At 35.8% G+C, this 25,958-nt stretch carries 19 protein-coding genes; 10 read left to right on the top strand and 9 right to left on the bottom strand.

Annotated elements, in window-relative coordinates; genetic code table 11:
• Position 1: 1 nt before the first annotated feature.
• Positions 2-1,591 carry an MFS transporter gene (locus tag HDF25_RS15210; protein ID WP_184626219.1) on the top strand — a complete coding sequence of 530 codons (1,590 nt, stop codon included), beginning with the start codon at positions 2-4 and terminating at the stop codon, positions 1,589-1,591.
• Positions 1,592-1,647: 56 nt separating this feature from the next.
• Positions 1,648-2,880 carry an alpha/beta hydrolase-fold protein gene (locus HDF25_RS15215; RefSeq protein WP_184626221.1) on the top strand — a complete coding sequence of 411 codons (1,233 nt, stop codon included), beginning with the start codon at positions 1,648-1,650 and terminating at the stop codon, positions 2,878-2,880.
• A 674-nt stretch (positions 2,881-3,554) separates the two neighbouring features.
• Here the strand turns inward: HDF25_RS15215 and HDF25_RS15220 are convergent.
• From HDF25_RS15220 to HDF25_RS15255, 8 genes are all read right to left on the bottom strand, one after another.
• Positions 3,555-3,827 (bottom strand): hypothetical protein, encoded by a 273-nt coding sequence (locus tag HDF25_RS15220; RefSeq protein WP_184626223.1) that lies wholly within the window; start codon positions 3,825-3,827, stop codon positions 3,555-3,557.
• 492 nt (positions 3,828-4,319) lie between these two features.
• On the bottom strand, positions 4,320-5,687 hold the full coding sequence (locus HDF25_RS15225; RefSeq protein ID WP_184626226.1) for a M12 family metallopeptidase: 1,368 nt from the start codon (positions 5,685-5,687) through the stop codon (positions 4,320-4,322).
• A gap of 68 nt (positions 5,688-5,755) precedes the next feature.
• On the bottom strand, positions 5,756-6,739 hold the full coding sequence (locus HDF25_RS15230) for a transglutaminase domain-containing protein (protein WP_184626228.1): 984 nt from the start codon (positions 6,737-6,739) through the stop codon (positions 5,756-5,758).
• A gap of 11 nt (positions 6,740-6,750) precedes the next feature.
• A complete protein-coding gene (locus tag HDF25_RS15235) occupies positions 6,751-7,686 on the bottom strand; it encodes an alpha-E domain-containing protein (RefSeq protein WP_184626230.1) in 936 nt (311 codons plus the stop codon).
• Between the two features lie 16 nt (positions 7,687-7,702).
• Positions 7,703-9,151, bottom strand: a complete 1,449-nt coding sequence (locus HDF25_RS15240) for a circularly permuted type 2 ATP-grasp protein (RefSeq protein ID WP_184626232.1) — start codon at positions 9,149-9,151, stop codon at positions 7,703-7,705.
• 39 nt (positions 9,152-9,190) lie between these two features.
• Positions 9,191-9,496, bottom strand: coding sequence for a hypothetical protein (locus HDF25_RS15245; RefSeq protein ID WP_184626234.1), 306 nt, complete (start codon positions 9,494-9,496; stop codon positions 9,191-9,193).
• Positions 9,497-9,507: 11 nt separating this feature from the next.
• Entirely contained in the window at positions 9,508-9,738 is a 231-nt protein-coding gene (locus HDF25_RS15250) for a hypothetical protein (RefSeq protein ID WP_184626235.1), read from the bottom strand.
• Positions 9,739-9,952: 214 nt separating this feature from the next.
• Positions 9,953-12,892 (bottom strand): M16 family metallopeptidase, encoded by a 2,940-nt coding sequence (locus HDF25_RS15255; RefSeq protein ID WP_184626237.1) that lies wholly within the window; start codon positions 12,890-12,892, stop codon positions 9,953-9,955.
• 585 nt (positions 12,893-13,477) lie between these two features.
• Between HDF25_RS15255 and HDF25_RS15260 the strand changes: the two genes are divergently transcribed.
• The 4 genes from HDF25_RS15260 to HDF25_RS15275 all read left to right on the top strand — a co-directional run bounded on the left by HDF25_RS15260 (position 13,478) and on the right by HDF25_RS15275 (position 19,755).
• On the top strand, positions 13,478-14,812 hold the full coding sequence (locus HDF25_RS15260) for a helix-turn-helix transcriptional regulator (RefSeq protein ID WP_184626239.1): 1,335 nt from the start codon (positions 13,478-13,480) through the stop codon (positions 14,810-14,812).
• A 366-nt stretch (positions 14,813-15,178) separates the two neighbouring features.
• Positions 15,179-16,537 carry a tetratricopeptide repeat protein gene (locus tag HDF25_RS15265; RefSeq protein WP_184626241.1) on the top strand — a complete coding sequence of 453 codons (1,359 nt, stop codon included), beginning with the start codon at positions 15,179-15,181 and terminating at the stop codon, positions 16,535-16,537.
• 43 nt (positions 16,538-16,580) lie between these two features.
• Complete coding sequence (locus HDF25_RS15270; RefSeq protein WP_184626243.1) at positions 16,581-18,086, top strand: helix-turn-helix transcriptional regulator; 1,506 nt, start codon at positions 16,581-16,583, stop codon at positions 18,084-18,086.
• Between the two features lie 286 nt (positions 18,087-18,372).
• Entirely contained in the window at positions 18,373-19,755 is a 1,383-nt protein-coding gene (locus HDF25_RS15275; RefSeq protein WP_184626245.1) for a tetratricopeptide repeat protein, read from the top strand.
• Positions 19,756-19,812: 57 nt separating this feature from the next.
• Here the strand turns inward: HDF25_RS15275 and HDF25_RS15280 are convergent, their stop codons facing one another.
• Complete coding sequence (locus HDF25_RS15280; protein ID WP_184626247.1) at positions 19,813-20,568, bottom strand: SDR family oxidoreductase; 756 nt, start codon at positions 20,566-20,568, stop codon at positions 19,813-19,815.
• A gap of 478 nt (positions 20,569-21,046) precedes the next feature.
• On the opposite strand from HDF25_RS15280, the gene HDF25_RS15285 reads away from it, so the two are divergent.
• The 4 genes from HDF25_RS15285 (at position 21,047) to HDF25_RS15300 (ending at position 25,799) form a co-directional block, all read left to right on the top strand.
• On the top strand, positions 21,047-21,742 hold the full coding sequence (locus tag HDF25_RS15285) for a LytR/AlgR family response regulator transcription factor (protein WP_184626249.1): 696 nt from the start codon (positions 21,047-21,049) through the stop codon (positions 21,740-21,742).
• Between the two features lie 28 nt (positions 21,743-21,770).
• Positions 21,771-22,295, top strand: a complete 525-nt coding sequence (locus tag HDF25_RS15290; protein WP_184626251.1) for a CBS domain-containing protein — start codon at positions 21,771-21,773, stop codon at positions 22,293-22,295.
• A gap of 120 nt (positions 22,296-22,415) precedes the next feature.
• Positions 22,416-23,423 carry a polysaccharide biosynthesis/export family protein gene (locus HDF25_RS15295; protein ID WP_260409382.1) on the top strand — a complete coding sequence of 336 codons (1,008 nt, stop codon included), beginning with the start codon at positions 22,416-22,418 and terminating at the stop codon, positions 23,421-23,423.
• A 9-nt stretch (positions 23,424-23,432) separates the two neighbouring features.
• Entirely contained in the window at positions 23,433-25,799 is a 2,367-nt protein-coding gene (locus HDF25_RS15300; protein WP_184626253.1) for a GumC family protein, read from the top strand.
• Positions 25,800-25,958: the final 159 nt, after the last annotated feature.

Genomic DNA, 25,958 nt, shown 5'->3' on the forward strand with positions numbered 1-25,958 from the left:
CATGCAAGCACATCAAATTCCGGTTTTCAAACCATGGGTATCCGAATGGATGGCAAGATCCGTGATCTTTGCCATTCTAATGACATGCCTGTTTAGTTTCGCCTTTTACAGCAGTCCTGTTACGGTAATGGGCTATTATGGCGTACAGCCTACCGATGTTCAATATGGCATGGTAGTTATCTATGGCTCAACTGTAGCTTTTCTGGCACTGGACTTTCGTATTGTAAAGTATTTTGCGCCAAGGAAATATCTGATGATGGCACTCGCCACCAATGCGATATGTTCCGTCATCTGTTTTCATTCCAAAGATTGGACACTTTTTGTCATTTGCCAGTTTGTGCAAGGGATTACCTGTGCATTGATGTCAGGCATCGTCTTGCAACTTATTTTTCCAAGATTGCAGTCTACACGTGCCCGGGTAATTGCGTATAGTCTCCTTTATGGAAGTATACAAATCTCCGTTCCGTTTTATTCCATCTGTTCCAGTGCAGTACTTCATTTTTATGACTTCAATTGGCTATTTTATGGTTTCAGTATCATGCTCATCACCCTGGCATTTGTTGTGTTGCTGACGATGAACAGCAAAGCAAGATTTACAAAAAAGATACCACTTTATCAGGTGGATTGGCTGGGGTATCTGTTTTATGTATCTTTTATTTTGCTATTAGGATACATCCTGATCTACGGACGGCAATTGGGCTGGTTTGACAGTCCCTTAATCGTTCTTCTCAGCCTTAGCAATTTAATCATCCTTATGCTATTTGTTATTAGAGAATCGAAGCTTAAACGCCCATTGATCAACTTACAAATTTTCAAGGTAAAGAATTTTGTCATCGGCCTGCTACTGCTTTTTACGTTTTACATTTTCAAAGGAAGTACAGGTCTTACTTATGGTTATCTTGAAGTCATCTTAGGTAATGATCCCCTCAGTACTATTCCGATATGGGTCGCAGTAATTGTCGGAACCATACTGAGTATGTTTGTTACCTCCCGATTTGTCTTGATGGGTTTTAACCTGATAAGGATTATTATAGTAGGTTTTGGTTTTATGGCTTTATATTATGCCTATATGATACTTTTTGTTTCTGTACAGGGAGAAACAATTAACTTCATCCTGCCTATGTTTATTTATGGTATTGCAACAGGAGTTTTATTTGTTCCAATTGTTTCATTTACCAGCTCCACAGCACCGCCAAAGATTGCATTAAATGCATCACTTGTCGGAATATTTGCGAGGTTCACTGGTTTTACAGCCAGTCTGGCTCTTAATAACGAAATTCAATTATTTTCCAAATCTGCAGTTAGAGAGAAGGTTCGGGAAACATTAACCGAAACTAATCCACAGTTGCCAATTACCTTACTGGATATTCAAAATAAATATATAAATGCAGGCAGCGATATCTATACAGCAAAAGCCGTTTCGGCAGGTCACCTCAATAAATTAGTCGGAGAGCAGGTATTGGCTAGTACTACACGCGATTATTACGATTTCATGCTAGTGGGTTTAGTTTTCATAATTGCTATTCTTCTTTTTTCACCACAGATTCAGAAGGTTATTTTAAGGTTAAAAGAGGGAACTATTCCTTATTAGAGTCATTATATTTCCAAAGAAAATTCACTATCTTGAACAGAAAATCATAATCTACAATGAAAAAATTAATTCTTTCAGTTCTTACAGTATTTTTTTCATTGTGTGCCCTGGCTCAAAAGGACAATAAAGTGACCATCGGAACAATTGATAGCATCCAATCGAAAATTCTGAATGAACAAAGAAAAATCTGGGTATATGTACCAAGTAGCTGGAGCGCTGATTCTAAACAGCGATATCCTGTATTATATTTATTGGATGGTGATGCCCATTTTGCTTCAGTAGTAGGTATAATTCAGCACCTCAGTCAGGGTAATACTATTTGCCCCGAAATGATTGTAGTTGGCATTCCAAACACAGACAGAATAAGAGATCTGACACCAACACATGTAAATGCTCCCCCACCCTATACCGACAGTTTAATGTTAAAAACAACAGGAGGTGGCGAACGTTTTGTTTCATTTATTGAAAAAGAACTGATGCCGCGTATTGATTCCCTATACCCAACGCAACCTTACAAAATATTAACCGGACATTCATTTGGAGGCCTAACAGTGATGAACGTTGCATTAAACCATACAAAATTGTTCAACGCCTACATTTGTATAGACCCTAGCATGTGGTGGGATCAAATGAATTTGTTAAATACAGCTAAGAAATCGCTGAAAGAAAAGAATTTTTCAGGTACCACTTTGTATTTAGGAATTGCAAATACCTTGAGAGAGGGCATGGATATAACTAAAGTCCAAAGCGATACCTCTAAAAGTACCAGGCATATCCGTTCAATTCTTAATTTAGATCAATATATTAAAGATCAAAAGCAAAATGGGTTAAGGTATGAAAGTAAATATTACAGCGATGATGATCACGGATCTGTACCTTTCATTACAGAGTATGACGCTTTGCGTTTCATTTTCAACAACTATCGTTTTAAAATTTCCCCTAAAGACATTACAGATCCTACGGTAGACTTAGCAAATAAATTCGAAAAACATTATCAGGAAGTTTCAAAAATGCTGGGTTATAAGCTTTCCCCCCCTGAAATTATAATAAACAACCTGGGGTGTGATGTTTTAGCGCAAAAGCAATATGCCAAAGCTGCAGGACTATTAAAAATGAATGTTGAGAATTATCCTGAAAGTTATAATGTCCAGGATTCTTATGGCGACTATTTCCTGGCAATTGGTGATAAATCAAAAGCAACTGAATATTTCAAAAAAGCTTTGTCCATCAAAGAAAATCCAGAGTCCCGGAGAAAATTAAATAAGTTATTGTCAGGGAGTAATGAATAAACCCTGATTTCCCCTAATGTCAGGTAATTTACCTGCTTACTGATATTCTTAAAGTATCAAAATTTATTATTCTACTGATAGAATAGGGATCATTTTCTAAAGAAGTGCTTCTCGATTTATAATTTTTCGTACTTGTAAGCAAGCATTCTACTGCTAACTTTGAAAATGCTATCCTGTTGTTTATTCTTCTTAGCCTCAGTTAAAAAAACAAAATCAGTGCTTATATAAATCGAAAGATTTACAGGTGGGTCAGACGATGCTAGTATTGCCGGCCCATCTTTTTTGACTGATGCTCTGTAGAGATCACGTCTCCATTTATAAACTGTAGTATCATCACCGTTGTCTTTTTTACAACCTGTTACTAAGATTATCATTACTACTAGCAAAAAAAATCTCATCTTAATAATTTAATTCTGCAACCAGAATGTAAAAACTATCATTAATCGTATTCTTTATACAAAAGAAACTTCGTAAAATAAAGACGGTTGCCATCCAACATTGCCGTCTTTAACCTAACTAACTATTAACTTTTGCACCTAAATTCTTTTGTCCAGATCAAGTTCTTCAGCTTCTTTCGTTTTAAACTAAGCACGGTCGGTAATAGCTTCAATATGCTTAGTATCTTTTAGGCTATAAGCCACAACCAAGAAGTTATAACACAGGTTCTCAATAAACTATACGCGATTTACAGGAATACCCATATGCACAGCAATAAGTTGCTGGTCAATTTCTGGTTTACTCAAAATAGGAAAGAAAACGCTTTCATTAGAACAAATTACATGCTGTACATCTCCTCTTTTCCATATACAGACTAAACCAGCACTTGTGATTTTTTCAAATTCGTTAAAAACGCTTAGATAGCCCAGATCGACATCAAACAAAATAACACGCCCTTTAACAATTGCATAGTTTTGAAACTCTACAGTATATTTTTCTTTATCGTTCATAACTTTTGATACAATGGAAACCATGTCTTGGATTTTTTCACAGCACAAAAGAGTGTATTTTATATGCTAAACTCAACATACAGTTATACGCAACAGCTACTCAATTACACCCAATCAATAAAACCGCACAATTCTGGTGTTTTTTCATCAGCAAATTCAGAGACAAAAGTTTATCAATATGTAATACCAACAGAACCCCATAGAGTATAACCTATCAATCAAAAAAGTGTCGAGATCTGAGATCTGGACGCTTTTTTGATTGAATAAAGAGGCCAAAACTTCAGCTATTTTACTCTTATTTAATAGCCAAAATCTGCTCTAAGTTTGTTTTAAAATCAACATTACTTATTTATTTTATCCTCTTGTTCGGTAATCAGTTTATGATCAGCTTCCATTTTTCTATCTTCTGCCATAAGCATGGCAATTTTGACGGATTTCATAGTTTATGGATATATTAAATAGTTTGTTTTTATTTTTTTATTGTGTTAATACTTATTTCGTTAATCCCCATTCTTGAGTATCAACAATAGCAACCTTAGCTATTTTATTCGGGTTTAAGTTGCTTTTTTTTCCTGTGGCTCCCTGTACTTCATTAATGCAAAGTTTGGGATCAGTTTTAGGGTATAACTTGTAATGTGATCCATCTTTATACCCTGGAACAATTTGCCATAATTGATTATTATTGTTCGCTGTAAATGCTGATACAGTTAGCGTTGAATCTGTGTTCATAGTAAGGGCATTTGTTTTTGTATTTCCGTTTTTATCTTTTGATAAGGTCAGGATCTTATAATAACCATCTTTTACATGTGAAACTTCCCAGGTATAGCGATCTGATCGATCGGCTGTAGTCAGTGTATCGGTAATTACATTTACCCCACTATCTATTTTAGCTTTAGAGTCTGATTTACGGTATTCTATTTCCAGTACCCGACTTGGAGAGCCATACTGTGTAAGTTTATAATTTCCAGTCGCTATATAAGTATCTTTTCCATACCAATACTTAACTGCCTGCTTGTCACCTGCTGAAAGGGCATCCCTTTGATACGTCCAGGCATTTCCATCTATCCTGGTCATTCTGGTTGGATAGAGCATGATAGACCCAAAATCAAACGATCCGACTCCAACTGAACCAACTTTTTCAGCATATTGATAGGTCCAATCCTTTCCATTCTTGTCAATCATGTTATTCCAATTAATATTTATAAATAAATCACGGTCAATACGACCTTGTTCGTGCTCAAGACCTATATGGTGACCAATTTCATGTGCAAAAGAACCAGCTGAAAATGAACCCGGGTCAAAAGTTATGTATTGTTTTCCCCCTGCATAACCAATCGAAGATGAGGCAGCAGAACCGGCTTTGTTTTCTCTTAATTCAATGATATTAGATTGGGTACTATCTAATACAAAGGTAAAACCCTCGTCTTCCCACATCTTTTTCCCTGCATTCCATAGTGTTTTATAGTTATCGGAAGGAGCAAAATATGATGTTGTGGCTTTTCCAGTGTAAAACTTATAATAAATTGTTTTATTTGGCCAAAGATTATTATGCACTGTACCTTCAGTTTTTGGTCGTTGACTCTGACCATTCACCAGTATAATGTCTTTAGCTTCCAGCAAAACATCTCCACCCAATAAATATTGACCATTATCAACTTCGAGCATACTATAAAGATTGTTGTTGTAATAAGCCTGAACAACTTTCCCAATACTCGAGGGGTTATACTGCTCTGCATTATTCTTTGCATCTCCAGAAGATGCATAATTTCCATTTGACGTGTTTTCATTTTTTTTACATCCGATAATTGCGGCCGTCCCCGTAAACAGGACCATCAGGATCAAATAAGACTTTGTTTTCATAAGGTTTTTCATTAAGGTTTAGTTTTTGATATATAATTAATTGATTTTCGAATTCATTTTCATAAAATTTATTGTTGCTGTTGCTGCTGTTGCATGAGCGCATCCATATATCGCTGATAACTATTTTTGGCAGGCAGGCCTGGATCGGCTTTACTGTAGTTAATCTCTTTCGGCTGAAAGTAATTTTCTGTTTCCATAACCTCATCATCATCAAGCCCCACCGATACTGTTACTTCTAGAACATGTCCGGACGCACCTTTAAAAACCCCTTTGACTGGAGAACAGTCACTAAAATTACGGCCGACAGCAAGCCGCACATGATTCTCACTAGCAATACAATTATTTGTTGGGTCCAGCCCCAACCAGCCATACTCAGGAATATAGACTTCGGCCCAGGCATGTGTTGCCCCCTCACCCCTCATTCCATCTTTGTTTGGACAGATATAACCGCTCACATACCGCGCTGGAATTTGCACAAACCTGAGCATCGTAGTAAGTATATGCGCAAAATCCTGGCATACACCTGCTTTTAATCTCAATATTTCATTGAGAGTAGTATCGACACTGGTTAAGCCTTTTATGTATTCAAATTCGGTATAGATGTAATTACAGAACTTAGCTGCAGTTTGGTAAGGCGTATCATTCTCATCCATCAGCTCCATTACCTTTTGTAATAAATTTTCCGACTCCTCAAAATACTCCTGCTTCAGATAGTCCACGAATGGCACTTCATACTTGATGTCTTCAAGCATACACCATTGCTTGCTTACAGGTAGATCATCTTGTGGAAAAGGTTTTGCTATTGTTTCCACATAGATCTTTGAAAAAATCTTTAACTGATTATGCGGCTCGCTTTGGGTAAATATTCCAATTTCATTACCATAATAATCAATGAAAATATCGACTTCCGGACTCCCCGAGATATTAAGATCATGTTTAATGACTTTCTGCCATTCATCCTTAATAGGAAATAGTATGATCTGGTTTGCACTATCACGCACCGGCGATTCATATTTGTAGTTGGTGATGTGTTTTATTTTAAAAACCGGCATTTTATTTAGGATTAAGAGTTCGCAAAGTAATATTCATTCAAAAGGTTGCCAATGGTATATAGTTCGTTTTTTATATTAACCAGATATTGATGCAATCCTTCTTCTTTCATGCTATAAACAGAGCTATAGGTAATACTACTGTTTAGTCTGCCTATATTGAACAATAGGTTATTGTAATGATCTATGTTCTTTTCGCTTTTTAAGCGCTCAAAGTAGCGATGAATGTTGTTGACAGAATAAATTGCAGATCTCGGAAAATCCTTATTCAGCATCACCAGCTCCAATACATTTTCTGCACCAAAACCTTCACGATAAGATTTCAGATAAAGCTCATATCCTCCCAGAGAAAGCAACAAGTGTTTCCAGTAAGAAGTATCAGTAAGTAAATCAGGATTGTCAGAGATCGATATAAATTTTATATCCAGGGTATCTATAGACTGAATACTTCTTTCCAGGTATTTACCGATACTCATAAAACTTCTGATCTCCCCCCTCTCCATTGTACTATCTGCTGTACCGTAATAGAGCATCACCTGCTTAATCAGAATATCCAGAGCAGTGATCGGATCATCTTTTTGAATATGCCATAACAACTTAGGATCTTTAACCGTATGATAATACTCATTGAGACATTGCCATAAATCTTTTGCAATATGTTCCTGAACACTTCTGGCATTTTCTCTGGCCAGTGTAATGATATTAATGATAGAATTAGGATTGTCACGGTTAAATAACAAATACTCCACAACTGAACGACTATCATTCTTCACTGCAGAAATTTCCTTTTCGTTCCCTCCAGAGGAGATCCTTATTACGGGATCCCATGTGAATTCGTGAATGGTATCCTGAGACGAAGCATAATTTATTTTTAACATTCTTAATATGCCATCACTTCGTTCAACATATCTACTTAACCAATATAAACTTGATGCTACTCTGCTTAACATAATGATCCGATAAAATTTAAGATGATAAAACCCAAGTGTCTTTACTACCCCCACCCTGAGAGCTATTTACGACCAATGAGCCTTCCTTCAAAGCAACTCTGGTCAGCCCTCCGGGCACTATTGAAATACCATCAGGGCCATACAAAGCATATGGCCTTAGATCCACACGACGAGGCTGCAACACACCATCCATATAACATGGTGCCGTGGAAAGGCTAATGGTCGGCTGGGCAATAAAGTTGCGTGGATCCTTAAGAATCTCTTTCTTATAGTTTTCAATTTCCAGCTCAGATGCTGCATGCCCCATTAACATTCCATAGCCACCACTTTCGTTGGTTTTTTTGATCACCATTTTATGCATGTTGCTGAAAACATACTCTTTTTCATCAGCGTTTCCCAATCTATAGGTAGGTACATTCTTTAGTAAAGGTTCTTCATTGAGGTAATACCTTATCATTTCGGGAACATAGCTATAAATAGCTTTATCATCTGCAACTCCATTTCCAACAGCATTAATGATAGCCACATTACCCTTACGGTAAGCACTCATTAAACCAGCAACCCCCAGGGCGCTGTTAGGGTTAAAAGCTAAAGGGTCAATAAAATCATCATCTACCCTTCGGTAGATCACATCGACCTGTTGCATTCCTGTTGTCGTTTTCATAAATACCTTCTGGTCCCTGACTATCAGATCTCTCCCCTCAACCAGCTCTACCCCCATTAACCTGGCCAGGGTAGTGTGTTCATAATAAGCAGAATTGTACATTCCCGGACTTAACAAAACTATTGTAGGGTTAGACACTGCACGCGGCGAAAGTGCCAACAGGTTTTTATACAGGATAGAAGGATATTCGGTAACGCTGCGTACCTTGCACCGGGGAATCAAATCAGGGAATAATCTCTTGGTTATTTCCCTGTTTTCTAACATATAACTTACACCCGATGGTGTCCTCAGGTTATCTTCAAGAACATAAAAGGTTCCATCATAATCGCGAATAAGATCTATCCCGGCAATATGGATATAAATATCATGGGGCACATTAAGCTGGTACATTTCCCTTAAAAAATGAGGACAGGAATAGATCAGTGCAGCTGGTATAACCCCGTCCTTTATAATAAACTGACTATTATAAACATCTTTGAGAAAGAGATTCAGGGCTTTTAGGCGCTGTTTGATACCATTTTCAATCAATGACCATTCAAGAGAAGTTATTATACGGGGAATAATGTCAAACGGAAAAATTTTCTCGATCCCTTCACCACTATCATAAACAGTAAAAGTTATCCCCTGGCTCATAAATAATCTTTTAGCAAGCTCCTCTTTCTTATTGAGATCACTCAGGGACTCTTTTTTCAGATAATTAATAATTTCATGATACTGACCTCTTAAATTACCATCATGAACATACATTTCATCCCATGTATTCAATACATTTTTGTAATTATTAACATTTATACCAATCATATTAAATACATATTTGTTAGATTATCATTACATAAATTTTCAACAAATGCTATTTCTAATATCTGACAAAGGATTAATACTATTTACAGCAACACCCAGGTATTCGGCTATAAGTTTCTCATCAGTTACAGGTTTACTCAAAACAGAAAAGTGGACACCTTCATCACAGCAGATGACTTGTTGCCCATTTCCTTTTCTCCATATACAAACTAAACCCGCACTTGTGATGATCTCACCCTGATCAAACATAGTGGAATGATCGAGCCCAATATCAAATAAAATAACATGCCCACTGATAATAGCATATTTTCGAATTTCTACAGTACAATTCTCCTTGTTAAACATAATCTCAATTTTTAATGAATACCTAAAAAATCACCTATAATTTTTTCGTCCAGATCAAGTCTTTCGCTAACAGTTTTAGAAGCTTTCTCATCAACACATAATATTTTCAATTTTTCCATATCATGAAGAATAATAAAAAGACCTGCACTCTCTATTCCATCGGTTTCATGATTTAGACCATTAAATTTAAAGTCAGCTGAAAACAGAATGGGCCTACCATACGTTATTATGTATTTATTCATATTACTTGTTTTGACCTATTGCGTTCATAAGAAAACAAAGGTCATAGTTAATCATAATATTAGTAATCATTCAGGACCCTCACATTCACCCATTTAGCTACTCAAATGCACCCAAACTACAAAAGATGATATTTAGGCTTATTAAAAAGCGCTCCGATCTGAGACCGAAACGCTTTTTGAAATATAAATTAAGGCCCCTTTAATCTAGCTACTTTTAGTAACCAAAAATTTGTTCTAAGGTTAGCTTACTAATTGTTCCGAATTTCTCCAGATCGCCCATATTTATCCTTTTTTCGGAAGCAACAATACAATAGTTATAAGGTTTGCTTGATAAATTAGTTTGATGAAAAGCTTTTATATCATTAAAAGTTAGCGGTTTCAAACCAGTATATAGATCTCTTCTTGAATCATGATCAAAACCAAGTTTTTTATCTGCCAGGTAAGCATAAATAATCCCGTCCTTTGTAATACGTCCAGTTTCAAGATTGTTCAGACTATTGCCCTTAGACAAGTTGAAAGATTTATCAGATTCAGGTAATGTGGTTAATAATTCATTCATCCCAGCAACCGCTTCATTCAATTTATCTGCCTGTGCGCCTACATAAGCAATCATTGTAATTTCTTTTTCTCTACTGTCCGGGATAGAATAACTGGCCTGTGTAGCGTAAGCCAGTGCTTTAGCTTCGCGGATGGTTTGGAATACGACAGAGTTCATATTACCACCATCGCCAAAATAATCATTGAACAGATTTATTTTAGCTGCGTTTACCGGATTGTATAAACCGGAATTACGTACCCAGATGGTTTCTGCCTGTACCATATCGTAATCAGCAAAGTAAACTTTGTTGGTGTTGGTAGTGGTGTATACAAATTTCTTTAATGGAGCTTCTGGTATAAATTCTTTTGGCAATGTATGTAGCTTGATTAGCTCAGTTGAGAAAGAACTTAAATCTTTGGGACCAAAGTAGGTAACAGTATGTTTATAGTTGGTTAGATTATGCAAAAGACTGATTAAATCATCAGCCTTGATATTTTTAATCTCATCGCTACTTAAACTATAATTAAATGGGTTATCCGCGCCAAAAATTGCATAACTCACCAAACCACTTCTAATTATATCTTTGTTCAGTTTGTTATTCTCTCTGACTTTTAAAAGTCGTCCTTTTAAATCTTCAAGCATTTTTTCATTTGGTTTGCAATTAGCTAAAACATGCTCAACCAGAGCAACCGCTTTGTCAAAATTTTCTTGCAAGCCGCTTACAGATACGGTGGTTTCATCCCTGCCCACATTGATACTATAGGTACAGGCAATGTTGTAAAACTCCTTACTAATTTGTTCAGCGCTGTATTTATCTGTACTCAGAAAAGTTAAGTACTGGGCTGCATAAGGTAATAATTTGTAATTATATGATCCTTTATCAAAACGGTAAGTCATACGAAAAATACTATTTTCTGTGTTTTTTACCGCAATCACATCAGCAAGACCAGCTTTACCAAAATTTAAATCTTTGGTATAATTTAAAAACTCAGGCACAATTGGCTTTACCTTTTCATCAATAATCAGTCTGGTAAACGGAGAAACATCATTTTCGTTAGTTTTCACAGCAGTAATAGCCGGTTTTTCAACCTTAACAATACTCTTATCTTCACCCTTATGTTTCAAGACCAAAACATAATTATCAGCGAAGAATCTGTTGGCAAAATCAACAATTTCTTTTTTAGTAACCTTTGCCATTGCATCCGTAGCAGATAAAGTTTTGTTCCATTCCCCCCCTCTGTTTTGAATAAAAGAAGTCATCGTTGCATCAGCGCGCACATCATTGTTGTCATAAGCCCCCAATTCGACCAATTTGGTATTGGCAACAGTTGCCCTAATTAAACTTTCATCAAATTCACCTTTTTTTATCAGATCAACTTGTGCTAACAGAAGTTTACGTGCATCCTCAAGATCCTGACCAGTTTTAGGAGAAGCGGATAAATTAAATACACCATAATCTTTCAACTGATTATAACTGGCACCAGATCTCAATACTCTTTGTTGCTTATTTAAATTGATATCAAGTAAACCAGCTTTACCGTTAGATAAAATACTGCTGATTAAATCTAAGACCAGACTTTCGTGCGAATTTTGAGCATAACCACGATAAGCCACAGAAACATTTTCAGCACCTGGACCATAAACATCAACTTTTTGAATTTGGGTTAATGGCTTTTCGGGTGCCGGATTGTATAATGCTAACGCCTTTGGTACCATATAAGCAAAACTCATGTCTATTTTTTTAATTAATTCATCATAATTGATGTCACCAGACATAATAATAGCCATGTTATTTGGCACGTAATATTTGTTATAATACTTTCTGATTTCTGATAACGAAGGCTTTTTCAGGTCTTCAATGGTACCAATAGTTGTTTGCTGGCCATAATTGTGTGTTGGAAATAGTGCTTTAAGACGGGCTTCAGATACCTTCCGGGAATCATTATCCAAACCCATATTCTTTTCTTCGTATACAGCTTCTAACTCTGTATGGAAAAGGCGAAAAACAGGGGCACGAAAACGTTCTGCCTGTACAGCTAAGAATCTATTGATATTATTTGAAGGTAGATTTTCTTCATACACGGTTTCTTCTACAGAAGTGTGTGCATTAGTTTCTTCACTACCAATAGATTTCATCATCTTGACATATTCATTCGCGATAGAATATTTCGAAGCTTCACCAGAAGTTATATCAATTTCTTTATAAATCTCTTTACGTTTTGCAGCATCGGTAGTTTTGCCATAAACCTCATAAAGTGCCTCTATTTTATCCAATAAAGGTTTCTCTTTTGCATAGTTTAAAGTTCCAAACTTATCGGTTCCTTTAAATAAAAGATGTTCCAGGTAATGTGCCAAGCCTGTATTGGTTTTTGGGTCTGTATTACTTCCTGCACGAACTGCCATTTTAAATACAATCTTTGGCTCTTTACTGTTTTGTGATAAAATTGCAGTCAGACCGTTTTTTAAAGTATAGAAACGTGTTTTAGTTGGGTCATTTGTTACGTACTTATACGTATAACCGCCCGATGTTCCTGTTTTCCACTGATATACTGTCTGAGCCTGGGCTACAGTGCTTACGATCAGGAAACAAGCAAAATTAAATAGCTTAAATTTCATATTGTTTCGATAAATTTTGAATAACTGAAACTAAGATTATTAAATCCACCTAAAGAAAATACAGATATACACTATTACTCAAGACACCTCTTATATCTACTCAATTTTATACGGACCGTCTTTTTTTTAAATATTTAAATCTAAATCCGCTTCATTCTTCCAAATTATAATTTGAAATAAACAATTAAAAAGATTTAGCAAGGCAATAAAGAGGAAATAATTTAATTCAAGACCTCTCAATCCTATTTAACCTACCCAAGTGTACTCATACGTACCCATATCAACACACATACGCACTCAACCAATTATCCAATCTACAAAACGCAATATCTTACAATCAGATCCTCTGGTGATCCTGATTAAATTTTATAATTATTCCAATTTCATTTATATCTCAATGTCATACAGGTGCTTATTTCTATGAATTCCACTCGTTTCTTTCGTGTTATAACTGGTTATCCAGTGAATTTCAATTATATTTTTGCGCTCCTGACCTTGATCTTGTGTCCGTTCCTGGTTTCCGCACAACCTCAAAGAAACAAGGACCTCAAACTGGCACAACGGGTAGATAGCCTGATTAACATAATGCAAAATGCCAATTCAATAGAAGAAAAAACGGAGATAGAGCATGAGGTTTATGACCTATCCACATCGATTGGCTATCATGAAGGATTAATAGCGGGCAAACTTCACCTGTTAAATGAAATGGTTAATAGCTGTAGATTTGATCAGTCTTTGAAACTGATCAATCAACATATGGATGAAGCTTTACAGTTAAATGTCCCTTTATACAGTCTGGAATTACTGAGCCTAAAGTCAACCTGTTATTTATCACTTGGGTTCAAACAGGAAAGCAGAACAGTGATGGAACAAGCCAGGTCATTTGCCCAAGAACTTAAGAACGACAATGAATATCATTATGCCATGGGCCAGATTTACGCTCAAATGGCCTGGAATTATAAAACAACCAATAACGAGCTGGACAGTGTACTCTTTTATTATAGAAATAGTAGTAAGGAATTCGCAAAACTAAATATCAAGCCCGAAGCCAATATTTTTCTTTTCGATGTATTTAATAGAATGGGCATGATTTACTTCGAAAAAAAACAATATGATTCAGCTCAAAAATATCTGCCTTACATTTATCGGATCAAAGAGAAAGGCCGGAATAAAAGTAAGTTGAAACTTTTAATGGAATATATGACGGATGCCAACTTGAGTTTCATTAGAAAAGATTATCAAAAATCGTTGGCAGGCTATCAAGATGCATTAGACCTATCTATATCTCTAAAATTGATTTACTATCAAAAAACTATTTATAAAGAATTGGTTCAGGTTTACGCTCAACTTGGTAATCAAAGAAAACAGGTCATTTCAATAAAACAATATGCTCAGATGAGTGACAGCATTAGTAGAATAGAAAAAAGGGAAATAAGACAATCGTTAGAAACCATTATTAAAGATAAAGATGCAGCCGGGAATAAGGATACAACCTATTATGTGATGATTGTTACCGTACAAGTCTTTCTTATCGCTGGTTCTCTTTTTTTTCTTAGCAATAAAAAAAGAGGGCTAAAGAAAAGGACAGAACCAATTGTTAACTTATTACCAATTAACCGCAATAGTGAGCAAACTCTAAATGATCTCATCGAACTGGCAAAAAGAAACAGTTCCATACTCTACACCAGATTTAATGAATTTGATTCCACATTTTGCAAAAGACTATTAGCAATTGCTCCAGGTCTGCTTATCACTGAACAAGAACTGTGTATCTATATCAGGCTAAACTTTGATACCAAGGAAATAGCCACATACAACAGGTCCTCAATAAAAGCCATCCAGGCTAGAAAACATAGACTTCGCAAAAAGCTCAACATCCCAACAAAAGAAGACTTAACAAACTGGATTTTAAACTTTTAGACACCTATTAGTTGTTTCAGCCGTTCAGTATAATTTACATACACAAGCGGAAAACCTTGAAAATTCAATAAAGCTTTTCTGGTAGTTATGAAATCACCCCGAATATTGTCTTTCAAAAATCCCCCTCCAATGTTGGAATAAATTTTGTAACTTAAATAAAACATTGATTTTGATTATATTTTACTATTGCATTAGTTTCATTTATATCTTCAGGTCATTTAAAGGGCTTGTTTTATGAATTACTCTCGCTTTTTAACTACTCATGCCTTGAATAAATTCAATTACCTACTTATCCTATTAGTACTGTGCCCCTCCATGATCCTCGCTCAACAAAAAAAAATTATCAACCCCAAATTGGTCAGGCGTGTGGATAGCCTAATCACAGCTATTATAAATGCCAATACCACTACAAAAAAAATACAAATAGAGCACGAGGTTTATGATCTGTCTAAAGCTGCTGGTTACCGCGATGGGTTAATAGAGGGCAGAATTAATCTGATCGCTGGGTTAAATGCTTTAGGCAATCAGGACAAAGCTTTGAAACTGATTGATGAATCTATAAATGAAGCTATACAGTTCAATGATTCTTCATACATCATACAATTACTCAAGCTAAAAGCAAGCTGTTATTCGATGCTTGGTTTTTTCGATGAAAGCAAGGCTGCATTGACCCAGGCAATGTCCTATGCACTAAAACTTAACGACAACAATCTATATCGTAGTGCATTGGGGAGTATTGATGAAATGATGGCCTGGAACATTGAAACAGCCAAAGGCAATCCAGATAGCATACTTTTTTATCTGAAAAATGGTAGCCAGCAATATGCAAAATTAACTGTTGAACGAAAAAATAATATTTATTTTTTTAATATACTGAACAGAATTGGTATGAAATATTTTGAGAAAAATCAATATGATTCGGCCCGAAAATATCTGCCATACATTTATCAAATCAAAGAAGAATACCGGAAAAGTAACAGCTCAGGTATTTTTTCAACCTATTTTACAGATGCCCGCTTAAAATACATTAGCAAGGACTACCAAAAGTCTTTAATCGCTTACCAAAATGCCCTGGGAGTATCACAAAACTATCCATATTATCAAAAATATGTTTATAAAGACCTGGCTCAGGTGTATGGTAAACTTAATAATCAAAAAAAGGAGGCTTTCTTCCTGAATAAATATGCAGTACTTAATGACAGTATTAACAGGGCAGAGAAATTGCAGATAAGGCAGCCTCTGGAAAGGATTATAAAAGCTAAAAACACAGCAAAAAACAAAGATAAGGCCTCTTACATTTTGCTTATTGCGGCGCCAGCCTCCCTCCTCATAGGAGTTGTGATTTTTTATAGTTACAGAAAGCGAATCAGAGAGGAACAACAGATAGCAACACCAGGAGAAGACCAGACTGAACTAGCATCCAATCAAAATGAGGATACCCTAATTGAGCTCATTGAGCTGGCAAAAAGAAACAGTCCTATACTCTACACCAGGTTTAACGAACTTGATCCCACATTTTGCAAAAGACTTCTCACCATTGCCCCAGGCCTGCTTATTACTGAACAAGAACTATGTATTTATATAAGACTCAATTTTGATACCAAGGAAATAGCCAGATATACCATGTCTTCGATAAAGGCAGTCCAGGCCAAAAAATATAGAATTCGAAAAAAACTAAATATCTCAACAGAAACAGACATAATGAACTGGATTATAAACTTTTAAAATATCTATTTTATGCTACGTTTAAAAAACTTATTTTTTTTTCATGAAATACACCTGTTTTCTTCGTGTTATGACTGTTTATACAGTAAGGTTATATTATATTCTTGTCCTATTGATCTTCTTCTGCCCTGCCCTCGCTTTTGCCCAACAAAAACAGACCAAAGACCCCAACCTGGCCCAACGGGTAGACAGCCTGATTACGATAATGCAAAATTCCAATTCAACTGAAGAAAAAACAGAAATAGCGCGGCAAGTTTATAACCTCTCCAAATCAATTAGTTATGATAAAGGATTAATGGAAGGCAAACTGACCTTGATATCTGGATTAAATGGATTAGGTAAACAAAGTCAGACCCTGAAACTAATCGACAGTGAGATGTATGAAGCCATACATCTAGGTATTCCTTCATACATCATAAAATTACTTACCTTAAAAGCAAGCTGTTATGCGGAACTTGGGTTCTACGAGGAGAGCAGAACAGCATTGAGCCAGGCTACATCCTATGCCCAAAAGCTCAAAGATAACAATGCATATCACTATGCCCTGGGAGATATTTTTGCTTTTATGGCCTCGAATATTGAAGCAGCCAATGGCAATCCGGACAGTGCACTCTTGTATCTTAAGAATAGTAGTCAACATTACGCAAGATTAACAATCAAGCCAAAAAACAATATTAATCTCTACGGCATATTAAATAGAATTGGCATGACTTATTTTGATAAAGAACAATACGATTCTGCAAAAAAATATCTGCCTAATATTTATTTAGTCAGAGAAGACTACCGGAAAAACAACAAAATTGAGGTTTTAATAACCTATTTAACGGATGCCAGATTAAAATACATTACAAAAAGCTATCAAAAGTCTTTAATAGCTTATCAAAGTGCATTGGATCTATCCATAGCACTCAAAGCATCAGATTTTCAAAAGGCTATATATAAAGACTTATCCCAGGTTTACGATAAGCTTGATGATCAAAAGAATAATGTTTTTTTTATGGAGAAATATGCGAAAATTACAGATAGCCTGAATCTGGCAGGGAAAAAAGAAATGAGACAACCATTAGAAGGTATCATAAAAGATAAAAATAACGCAGCAAGTGCGGGTAGAAATCTTTATATTTCAATTATTGCTGCATTAACTATTCTCATTGTATGTTCTGTTTTTTTTTATCGCTATAGAAAAAGAGATGTAAGACTTAGAAGGATATCGGTACCCCAAGAAGCCCGGTATGAGACACCCTCAGGTCAAAAGGAGAATACTTTAAACGAACTCGTTGATCTGGCAAGAAAAAACAGTCCCATACTCTATGACAGGTTTAATGAACTAGATCCCGAATTTTGCAAAAGACTTCTAGTCATTGCCCCAAGTCTGCTTATAACCGAACTGGAACTGTGTATCTATATAAGGTTAAACTTTGATACCAAGGAAATAGCAAGATATGCCAGATCTTCAGTAAAGGCTGTACAGGCCAGAAAATACAGGCTTCGCAAAAAACTAGATATCCCAACAAAAGAAGATCTAACAAACTGGATCATAAATTTTTAGATAATTTACACACCCACGCATACCTACGTTCACACTCAAAAGTACTCAGTTATCCACAAAAAAATATAATCCGCGGTATATTGGAAATAAAAATCTCTCCGATTATTTCCAATATTACATTGTAGTAATTCTATTTACATTTCAAAATCGACTAATTGCCTTTTTTATGAATTACACTCGCTTTTTTCTTATTAAAACTGCTTATGCAGTGAATTTCAATTCCCTTCTTATCCTGTTGATCCTTTGCCCATCCCTGATTTTCGCTCAACAACGCAAAAAAACAAAATTGACTCTACGAGTAGATAGCCTGATCACAGCCATGCGAAATGCCAATACGATGGCAGAAAAAACAGAAAAAGAGCAGGAAGTTTATGACTTGTCCAAATCTATCGGTTATAATGAAGGACTAACAAAAGGCAAACTTTATCTGTTAAATGAAATAGTTAATTTAACTGGATATGATCACGCTTTGAAACTGATCGATGACCATATGGATGAAGCTTTAAAGTTAGATATTCCTTCTTATACCATAGAATTACTAACACTAAAAGCAAACTGCTATTCTGGCCTTGGGCTTTTCGACGAAAGTAGAACAGTATTAAACCAGGCTAAGTCTTACGCACTAAAGCTTAAGGACAATAATGAATACCACCAGGCACTGGGAGATATTTATGCGCTAATATCCTGGAATATTGAAGAAGCCAACGGCAATCTGGATAGCGTGCTTTTTTATCTTAAAAAAAGCAAAGATCAATATGTAAAATTAACAATCAAGTCTGAAACTAATCTTAACCTCTTCGGCATATTGCATAGAATTGGCATGGTCTACTTTGAAAAAAAACAGTATGATTCGGCTGAAAAATATCTGCCCTACATTTACCAGGTTAAAGAAAAATACATGAAAAACTTTCAGGCAGGGCCTTTAGTAATCTCTATAACAGATGCCCGCTTAAAATATATTAGAAAAGATTATCGAAAGTCTTTAGCAGCCTATCAAAGTGCATTGGATCTATCTATAACATTAAAATCGCCAGATTATCAAAAGGTTGCTTATGACGGCATGGCCCAGGTTTACGCTCAACTTGATGACAAAAAAAACGAAGCTATTTTTCTAGAAAAGTACGCTAATATTTCCGATAGCTTAAATCTAATAAGAAAAAAAGAGATGAGGCGGCCGTTAGAAAACATTGTAAAGAATAAAGACAGTGTAGCCAATACCGATAAAAACTTATACATTCTGGTTATTGCTGTATCAGCCATTCTAATCTTATCTTTTCTTTTTTTATATCGCTATAAAAAAAGAACGACGGGACAAAGAGGTACATCTGCACCTAATGAAATCAGGCATAAACCATTGTCAACTCATCACTATAATGAGAATGACTTAAATGACCTGATCGAACTGGCAAAACAAAATAGCCCCATACTGCGTACCATATTTAATGAATTTGACCACACATTTTGTAAGAAGCTGTTAGTCCTTGCCCCTAATCTGCTTATAACTGAACAGGAATTATGTATCTATATAAAGCTAAACTTTGATACCAAGGAAATAGCCAGATATACCAGGTCTTCAGTAAAGGCCGTCCAGGCCAGAAAATACAGGATTAGAAAAAAATTAAATATTCCAACAAAAGAAGACATAACAAACTGGATCATAAACTTATAGACGGCAATGAATCTTAATCTCTTATACAGGTCTTAAACCTGTATAAGAGATTACTTATTACCGGGTCGTATAACCACCATTGGCAAAAATAGTCTGCCCGGTAATCCACCAGCCATCTGTCACCAAAAACTCTACCAACGGAGCAATATCTTTAATGTTGGTGAGCCCTCCTAATGCCGAGGCCGATTTATGATAAGCAACCGCATCCTCGGCTTCCTGTCCATAAAAAAAAGGCGTATCCATTGGACCTGGGGCAACTGCTGTTACAGAAATACCACGATTACCAAATTCCTTTGAGGCCGCTCTCGTAAAATGTTCTACTGGTGCTTTTGCCCCGGCGTAAGTAGAATACAAACCGGTATAAGCTGCTAGCAATGAAGTCACAATGGTACAGATCTTACCATTGTCATTTATTTTTTTACCCGCTTCCTGGATAAAGAAATAGGCCGTTTTTGAGTTTACATTAAACATCGTATCATACTCTGCTTCTGTAGTATCCACAAATGGCTTTTTCAATACCATCCCAACAGTGTTGATTGCAATGTCCACTCCCCCATATTTTGCGATGGCTTCATCGAAAAATTTAGAGATATTTTCTACTTTGGTCAAATCCCCCTGAAACAAGAAAGCTTCAGCACCTAAAGCTCTGATTGCTTCCAGTGTTTTTGTACTTTCAGCTTTTGAGCTTTCACTATTGAAATGGATAGCCAGTTTTGCACCCAGAGCTGCAAAGTCTTTGCTGAGCAATCCTCCCAGATTCTTACCACCACCTGCAATAAGTATTACCTTATCTTTTAAATTGTTGTGTGACATAAATATTTATTTTACGTTTTTCATTTTTGGTAAATATTGATGTTAATTATAAATATTACGAATATTTAGGCCCACACATATACCCATTTATCTATCTATAGATACTTAATTACAAAAGACAGAATTTCATCAGAAAAACATTTGAATTATATTATATCATAATAACCGGTTAAGCCCGGATACAAGTCTGTCAATCATTCCCATAAAGTCCGTAATAGCTATTTATATTTATGTGCATCCGGATATCCACAGACTGAACGAACTATTTTATTAATTAGACGATTCCCTTCCAAAGACTGTCTTTTTCCTGGGTTGAATACATTTAAGTACCTAAATAGGTACATATGAGGACGTTGAATCGGCGCAATGCTGTGATATAACAAGATCTTTGTTCGGGATTAATAATGTATCTCTAATTCCGCCTTAGAAAAACGAATCAACCTAATTTTAAAAATATGCATCTCCTTAAAATAACAATATGAATTGCTTAATTGTTGATGATGATAAAATATTCCGCACTATCATAAAACAGATGATAAGTCTGGATCCTTCTCTAAAACTAGTGGGTGAATGTGCCAATGCTACCGAAGCTTATAAACAAATTATGAGCGGTCAGATTGACCTGGTGTTCCTGGATATTAACCTACCTGATATCACTGGACTGGACCTGGCAAAAATGCTGAAAAACACAAAACCTTTGCTGATTCTAATGACTGCAGAACATAAACATGCAGTCGAGGCTTACGAACTGAATGTTACAGACTACCTGGTCAAACCTGTGATTCTTTCGAGGTTTCATGAAGCAGTTGAGAAAGCTAAGATCAAATTTGGCAATCGTGATTTGGTTCAGAAGACTGAAAGTGATGAGTTTATTTTTATTCGTGATTCTTATATAATAAGAAGGATCTATTTAAATGAAATTCTATATGTAGAAGCGACGGATAATTATACCAGCATTCATCTTGCCGGCCGGAACTTTTCTATTCATTCACCAATTAAATTGGTGGAACAGAAGCTACCACCCACTTCTTTTTTCAGGGTACACAGGTCCTTTATCATAAATCTTAGCAAAATAGATTCAATAGAAGGTAAAACAATAATGATAAACAATAAACCTGTTCCCGTGTCCGATACTTACCGGGCTGATTTAAACAAGAGGATACGAGTTCTTTAAATCTCATTTATACATGTATTATAAAAGAATGAAGATTAATTCATTAATAGACATGAATTATATATCTATAGATATTCAGGAAGAAGTATTCGAGGTGTCGGAATGGCTTAAAGATGTAAGATATTTGGTCCCTGTTAATGAAAACTTAGAAGCCGTAGGTATTGTGACAATCGATGACGTCCATAAACACCCCTATGGAAAGGTCATAGATTGTGTCATTGACAAACCTAGAATCAACCCCAGTCAAACTGTGTTGGAGGTAATTAATATAATGCAAAAGGCAGATCTGCATTATTTACCTGTTTTTGATAAGGATACATTTATTGGTGTTATAACTCTAATCAGTCTGGCAACTGTCAGAAATTCACAAATACAAAACGCACATAGCTACAATTATAAAGCAATACAAGATATAAAGAATTCTATTTCAAATATCAAAGGCTTAACCAATGTTTTGAGCCAGCTAAATACTGATAAAGCAATTCAGGAATTAATACAATTACTCAACGTATCCTGCCTGCAAACAATGCTTACTATAGATGATCTTTTGTAAGTATGTACTTACCCCATATTTCATTGAAGTGCAATGAAGAATCTTCACACAGCTTACTGCAGTAGTGAAGAACAAAATTTTAAAGGAATAAATATTTTTTTACTAAAAATTTAAAATAAGATGAAGAGAGCGAACATTGTATTTGTTCATGGCCTTTGCGCGGATGGTGCTGGTTGGAATGCCCTTATTCCAGCGATTTTGGAAGAGGGAAATGAGATTATTTTAGTACAAAATGCATTAACATCGTCGCTGGAGAGTGATGTAATGGCTGTACAAAAAGCAAACCGGGCTTGCGGGCTCATGGATAAAAATATCAATAAATATATTCCAGTTAAAAAGTTTTTTCTCCTTTTATGTGCATTAAGCACACTACTTCTAAGCTCTTGTTTGGTTTCAAAAAAGGTGGTCTATTTACAGGATATGAAACCTGACTCTCCTTATAAGGTAATTTCAGCACCGCCAGTACGCATTCAAAAAAATGATCGGTTAAGCATACTGATTAGTGCGAAAAAGCCTGAGCTGGCAGCTCCATTCAACTCAGAGGGAGGAGTCTACAATGTGAATGAAAAAGGCGTAGTATCAACAACAACCCCCTCCTCTTTCTCTGAAAAGGGATATCTGGTAGATCAGTTAGGCAACATTGAATTTCCGGTTCTGGGGACATTAAATGTTGAAGGTCTGACATTGGATGGGCTCAAGGATATGATCCGCGATAAATTGCTCAACCAGAATCTCATTGGCTCTCCTATTGTGAAAATTGAATTGTTGAATCTCAAAGTGATGATGATGGGAGAAATCAATAATGTAGGGGTACTCACTGTACCCGATTCAAGAATCACCCTATTGGAAGCAATTAATCGTTCCGGAGGACTGACCCGAAACGCAACTGTGAATGAGATATCCGTCATACGGGAAGAAAATGGAGTACGTAAGGTGTATCAGAACGATATACAAAAGAGTGATATTTTTAATTCTCCAACCTATTACCTGCAACAGAATGATATTGTATATATCAAACCTAAGACAGCTGTTTTATCTACCAAAGAAGAATCTACCTGGCGTTACGTAGGCATTCTAACAGGCTTATTCACACTGGTCACTAGTATATTACTTTTAACTAGACACTAAACAAATATTATGAGTAAATCGAATAAAAAAGATGAGAATGAGGATAAGTCTGTTCATTTGTTAGACTTATTAAAACACCTGTTTTTTCATTGGAAGTGGTTTGTATTATCCATCCTGGTTTTCGGTGGTTATTTTTATTTTCAATACAGTAAAACGCAATTTACCTATAACCGTTCCGAGACAGTAATGATCAAAACCGGAACGAATAGCATTTCGGCTGTTCGTATTGCAAGACCTAATAACTTCTACAATACAGTTAATGTTAATGCTGAAATTTTGCAATTACGTTCCAAAGAACTAATGCAAAATACCATTCGTATGATTGATGCCGATATGAGTTATGTGATGATGAATGGGTTACGGAAAAATGAACTTTATACAAACTCGCCTTATAAAGTGGCACAGCTACACTATAATCCTGAAGCTGCTTTTTCATTTACGATCACCCGAAAAAATACCAATCAAGTTGAATTATCTGGTTTTTCAGTGGGTGATCCCTCAAAAACCATACTGGTCAAGCTAAATGGGTATGTTAAAACTCCGGTAGGGATAGTATCAATCTCACTCAGACCAAATTATAATAAAGCAATACTAGTTAACTCGGTTTTGGTCACCAAAAGCCCCTTAAAAGCTGTGGTTGGCTATTTTCTCTCGAATTTGACTATTGTGCAACTGGAGGATGCGGCCATGTTGCAGATTACTTTGGAGGATACCTCACCATTAAGAGCAGGTGATTTGATTACCAAATTGATTGAAGTCTACAACAGTATGACTATTAAGGAGAAAAACCGGATAGCCATAAATACCTCCGAGTTTATACAAAAACGTTTATCCATTATTCAACAGGAGTTAGGTTCAGTTGAATCGAATCTGGAAAATATGAAAGCGGCAAATCAGGGGCTCGACATCAAATCAGCTAGTGAAACCTATTGGACAACAAGCCGGACTCAGCAATCTTCAATTCAGGATATTGAGACACAAAAGAAGATGGTCGAAATGATGCGTGAGCATCTTATTAAGAAAAACAACGATTTAATCCCGAGTAACACCGGTTTGGTAGACAATAATATTGAAAATCAGATTGCTGAATACAATATAGTCTTACTTAAAAAAAACCGCCTGCAGGAAGGAAATAACTCAGAAAATCCAGCCATAAAAGATTTAGATGCTGCCCTGATGGCAATGCATAAAAATATAATACGTATCATGACTAATGCAATCACTGGTTTTACAGTTAAAATTAGTAATCTGAAACAGGAAGAGGCAAAAGCCTTGCACAGTGCACATGAACTACCGGCTAAACAAAGATTGATGCTTTCTGAAGAAAGACAACAAAAGGTAAAAGAAGATCTCTATATTTTTTTACTTAACAAACGGGAAGAGAACGCTTTGAATCTGGCTATGACAGATGACAATATCCGTGTCATTGACCCCGCATCTGGTAGCGACTCCCCTATTTCTCCGAATAAATTTCGTAAAATGATGATGGGTGTGGGTATTGGATTCGCACTCCCGACAAGCATGCTGTTATTAGTTTTATTACTCAATACCGGAGTTCGTTCACGTAAAGACATTGAAACCCAAATAACAGTACCTTTTTTGGGAGAAATACCATTCTCATCTGAGATCAGAAACAGTAAGAACGGAATAGTTGTACAGGAACAGGGATTCGATGAAGTGACTGAAGCTTTTAGAATTACACGAACAAACCTCGGTTTTATGAGTCCCGGAGATAAAAAAGAACAGGTATTGACTTTTACTTCATTTAATCCTGGTGCTGGTAAAACATTTTCTGTGATTAACTTAGGTATGAGCCTGAAATTCTTAAATAAACGGGTAGTATTATTGGATTTAGATCTAAGGAAAGGGACATTAAGCCATCTTACAAAAGTACCTATGCCTATAGGGATAACGCACTTTCTTGCAGATGCCAATATCCAGATAGATCAAATTATTTACAAGGATAGAATTGCAGAACATATAGACATCATTCCTATAGGTGTTATTGCTCCAAATCCAGTAGAGCTTTTATTAAGTGAAAGGTTAGACTTATTGATCAATAGCTTGAAGCAACAATATGACTATATTGTTGTGGATGGTGTCCCTTTGGGAATTGTTGCAGATTCATCCATTGTTAACCGAATTTCCGACACTACAATCTTTGTCATAAGAGCTGGTAAAATGGATCGCAGGCAACTTCCCGATTTAGAAAAAATTTATCGCAAAAAAACTTTTAACAACCTGTCTATCATTTTGAATGGAATAAATTCAAATGGAGGCAACTACGGTTATAGTTATGGCTACGGGTATGGTTACGGGTATGGTCATAAGAAAAGCTCTTTACTCTCCCGCTTAAGTTCTAAAATATTTGGTTAGTGAATAAGAAACAGCAAAAAGTTAACCATCCTCAGAGATACTTGTTTATACTCACTTATACCATATCAAAATAATACATTATTTATTTGTTTTATTTTTAAAATAGCATAGTACCATTCATGTCATGGGTTTATGCTAACTAGGTTAAAGGACCGGGGA

The sequence above is a fragment of the Pedobacter cryoconitis genome (genome assembly GCF_014207135.1).
GTDB classification, from domain to species: Bacteria; Bacteroidota; Bacteroidia; order Sphingobacteriales; family Sphingobacteriaceae; genus Pedobacter; species Pedobacter cryoconitis_D.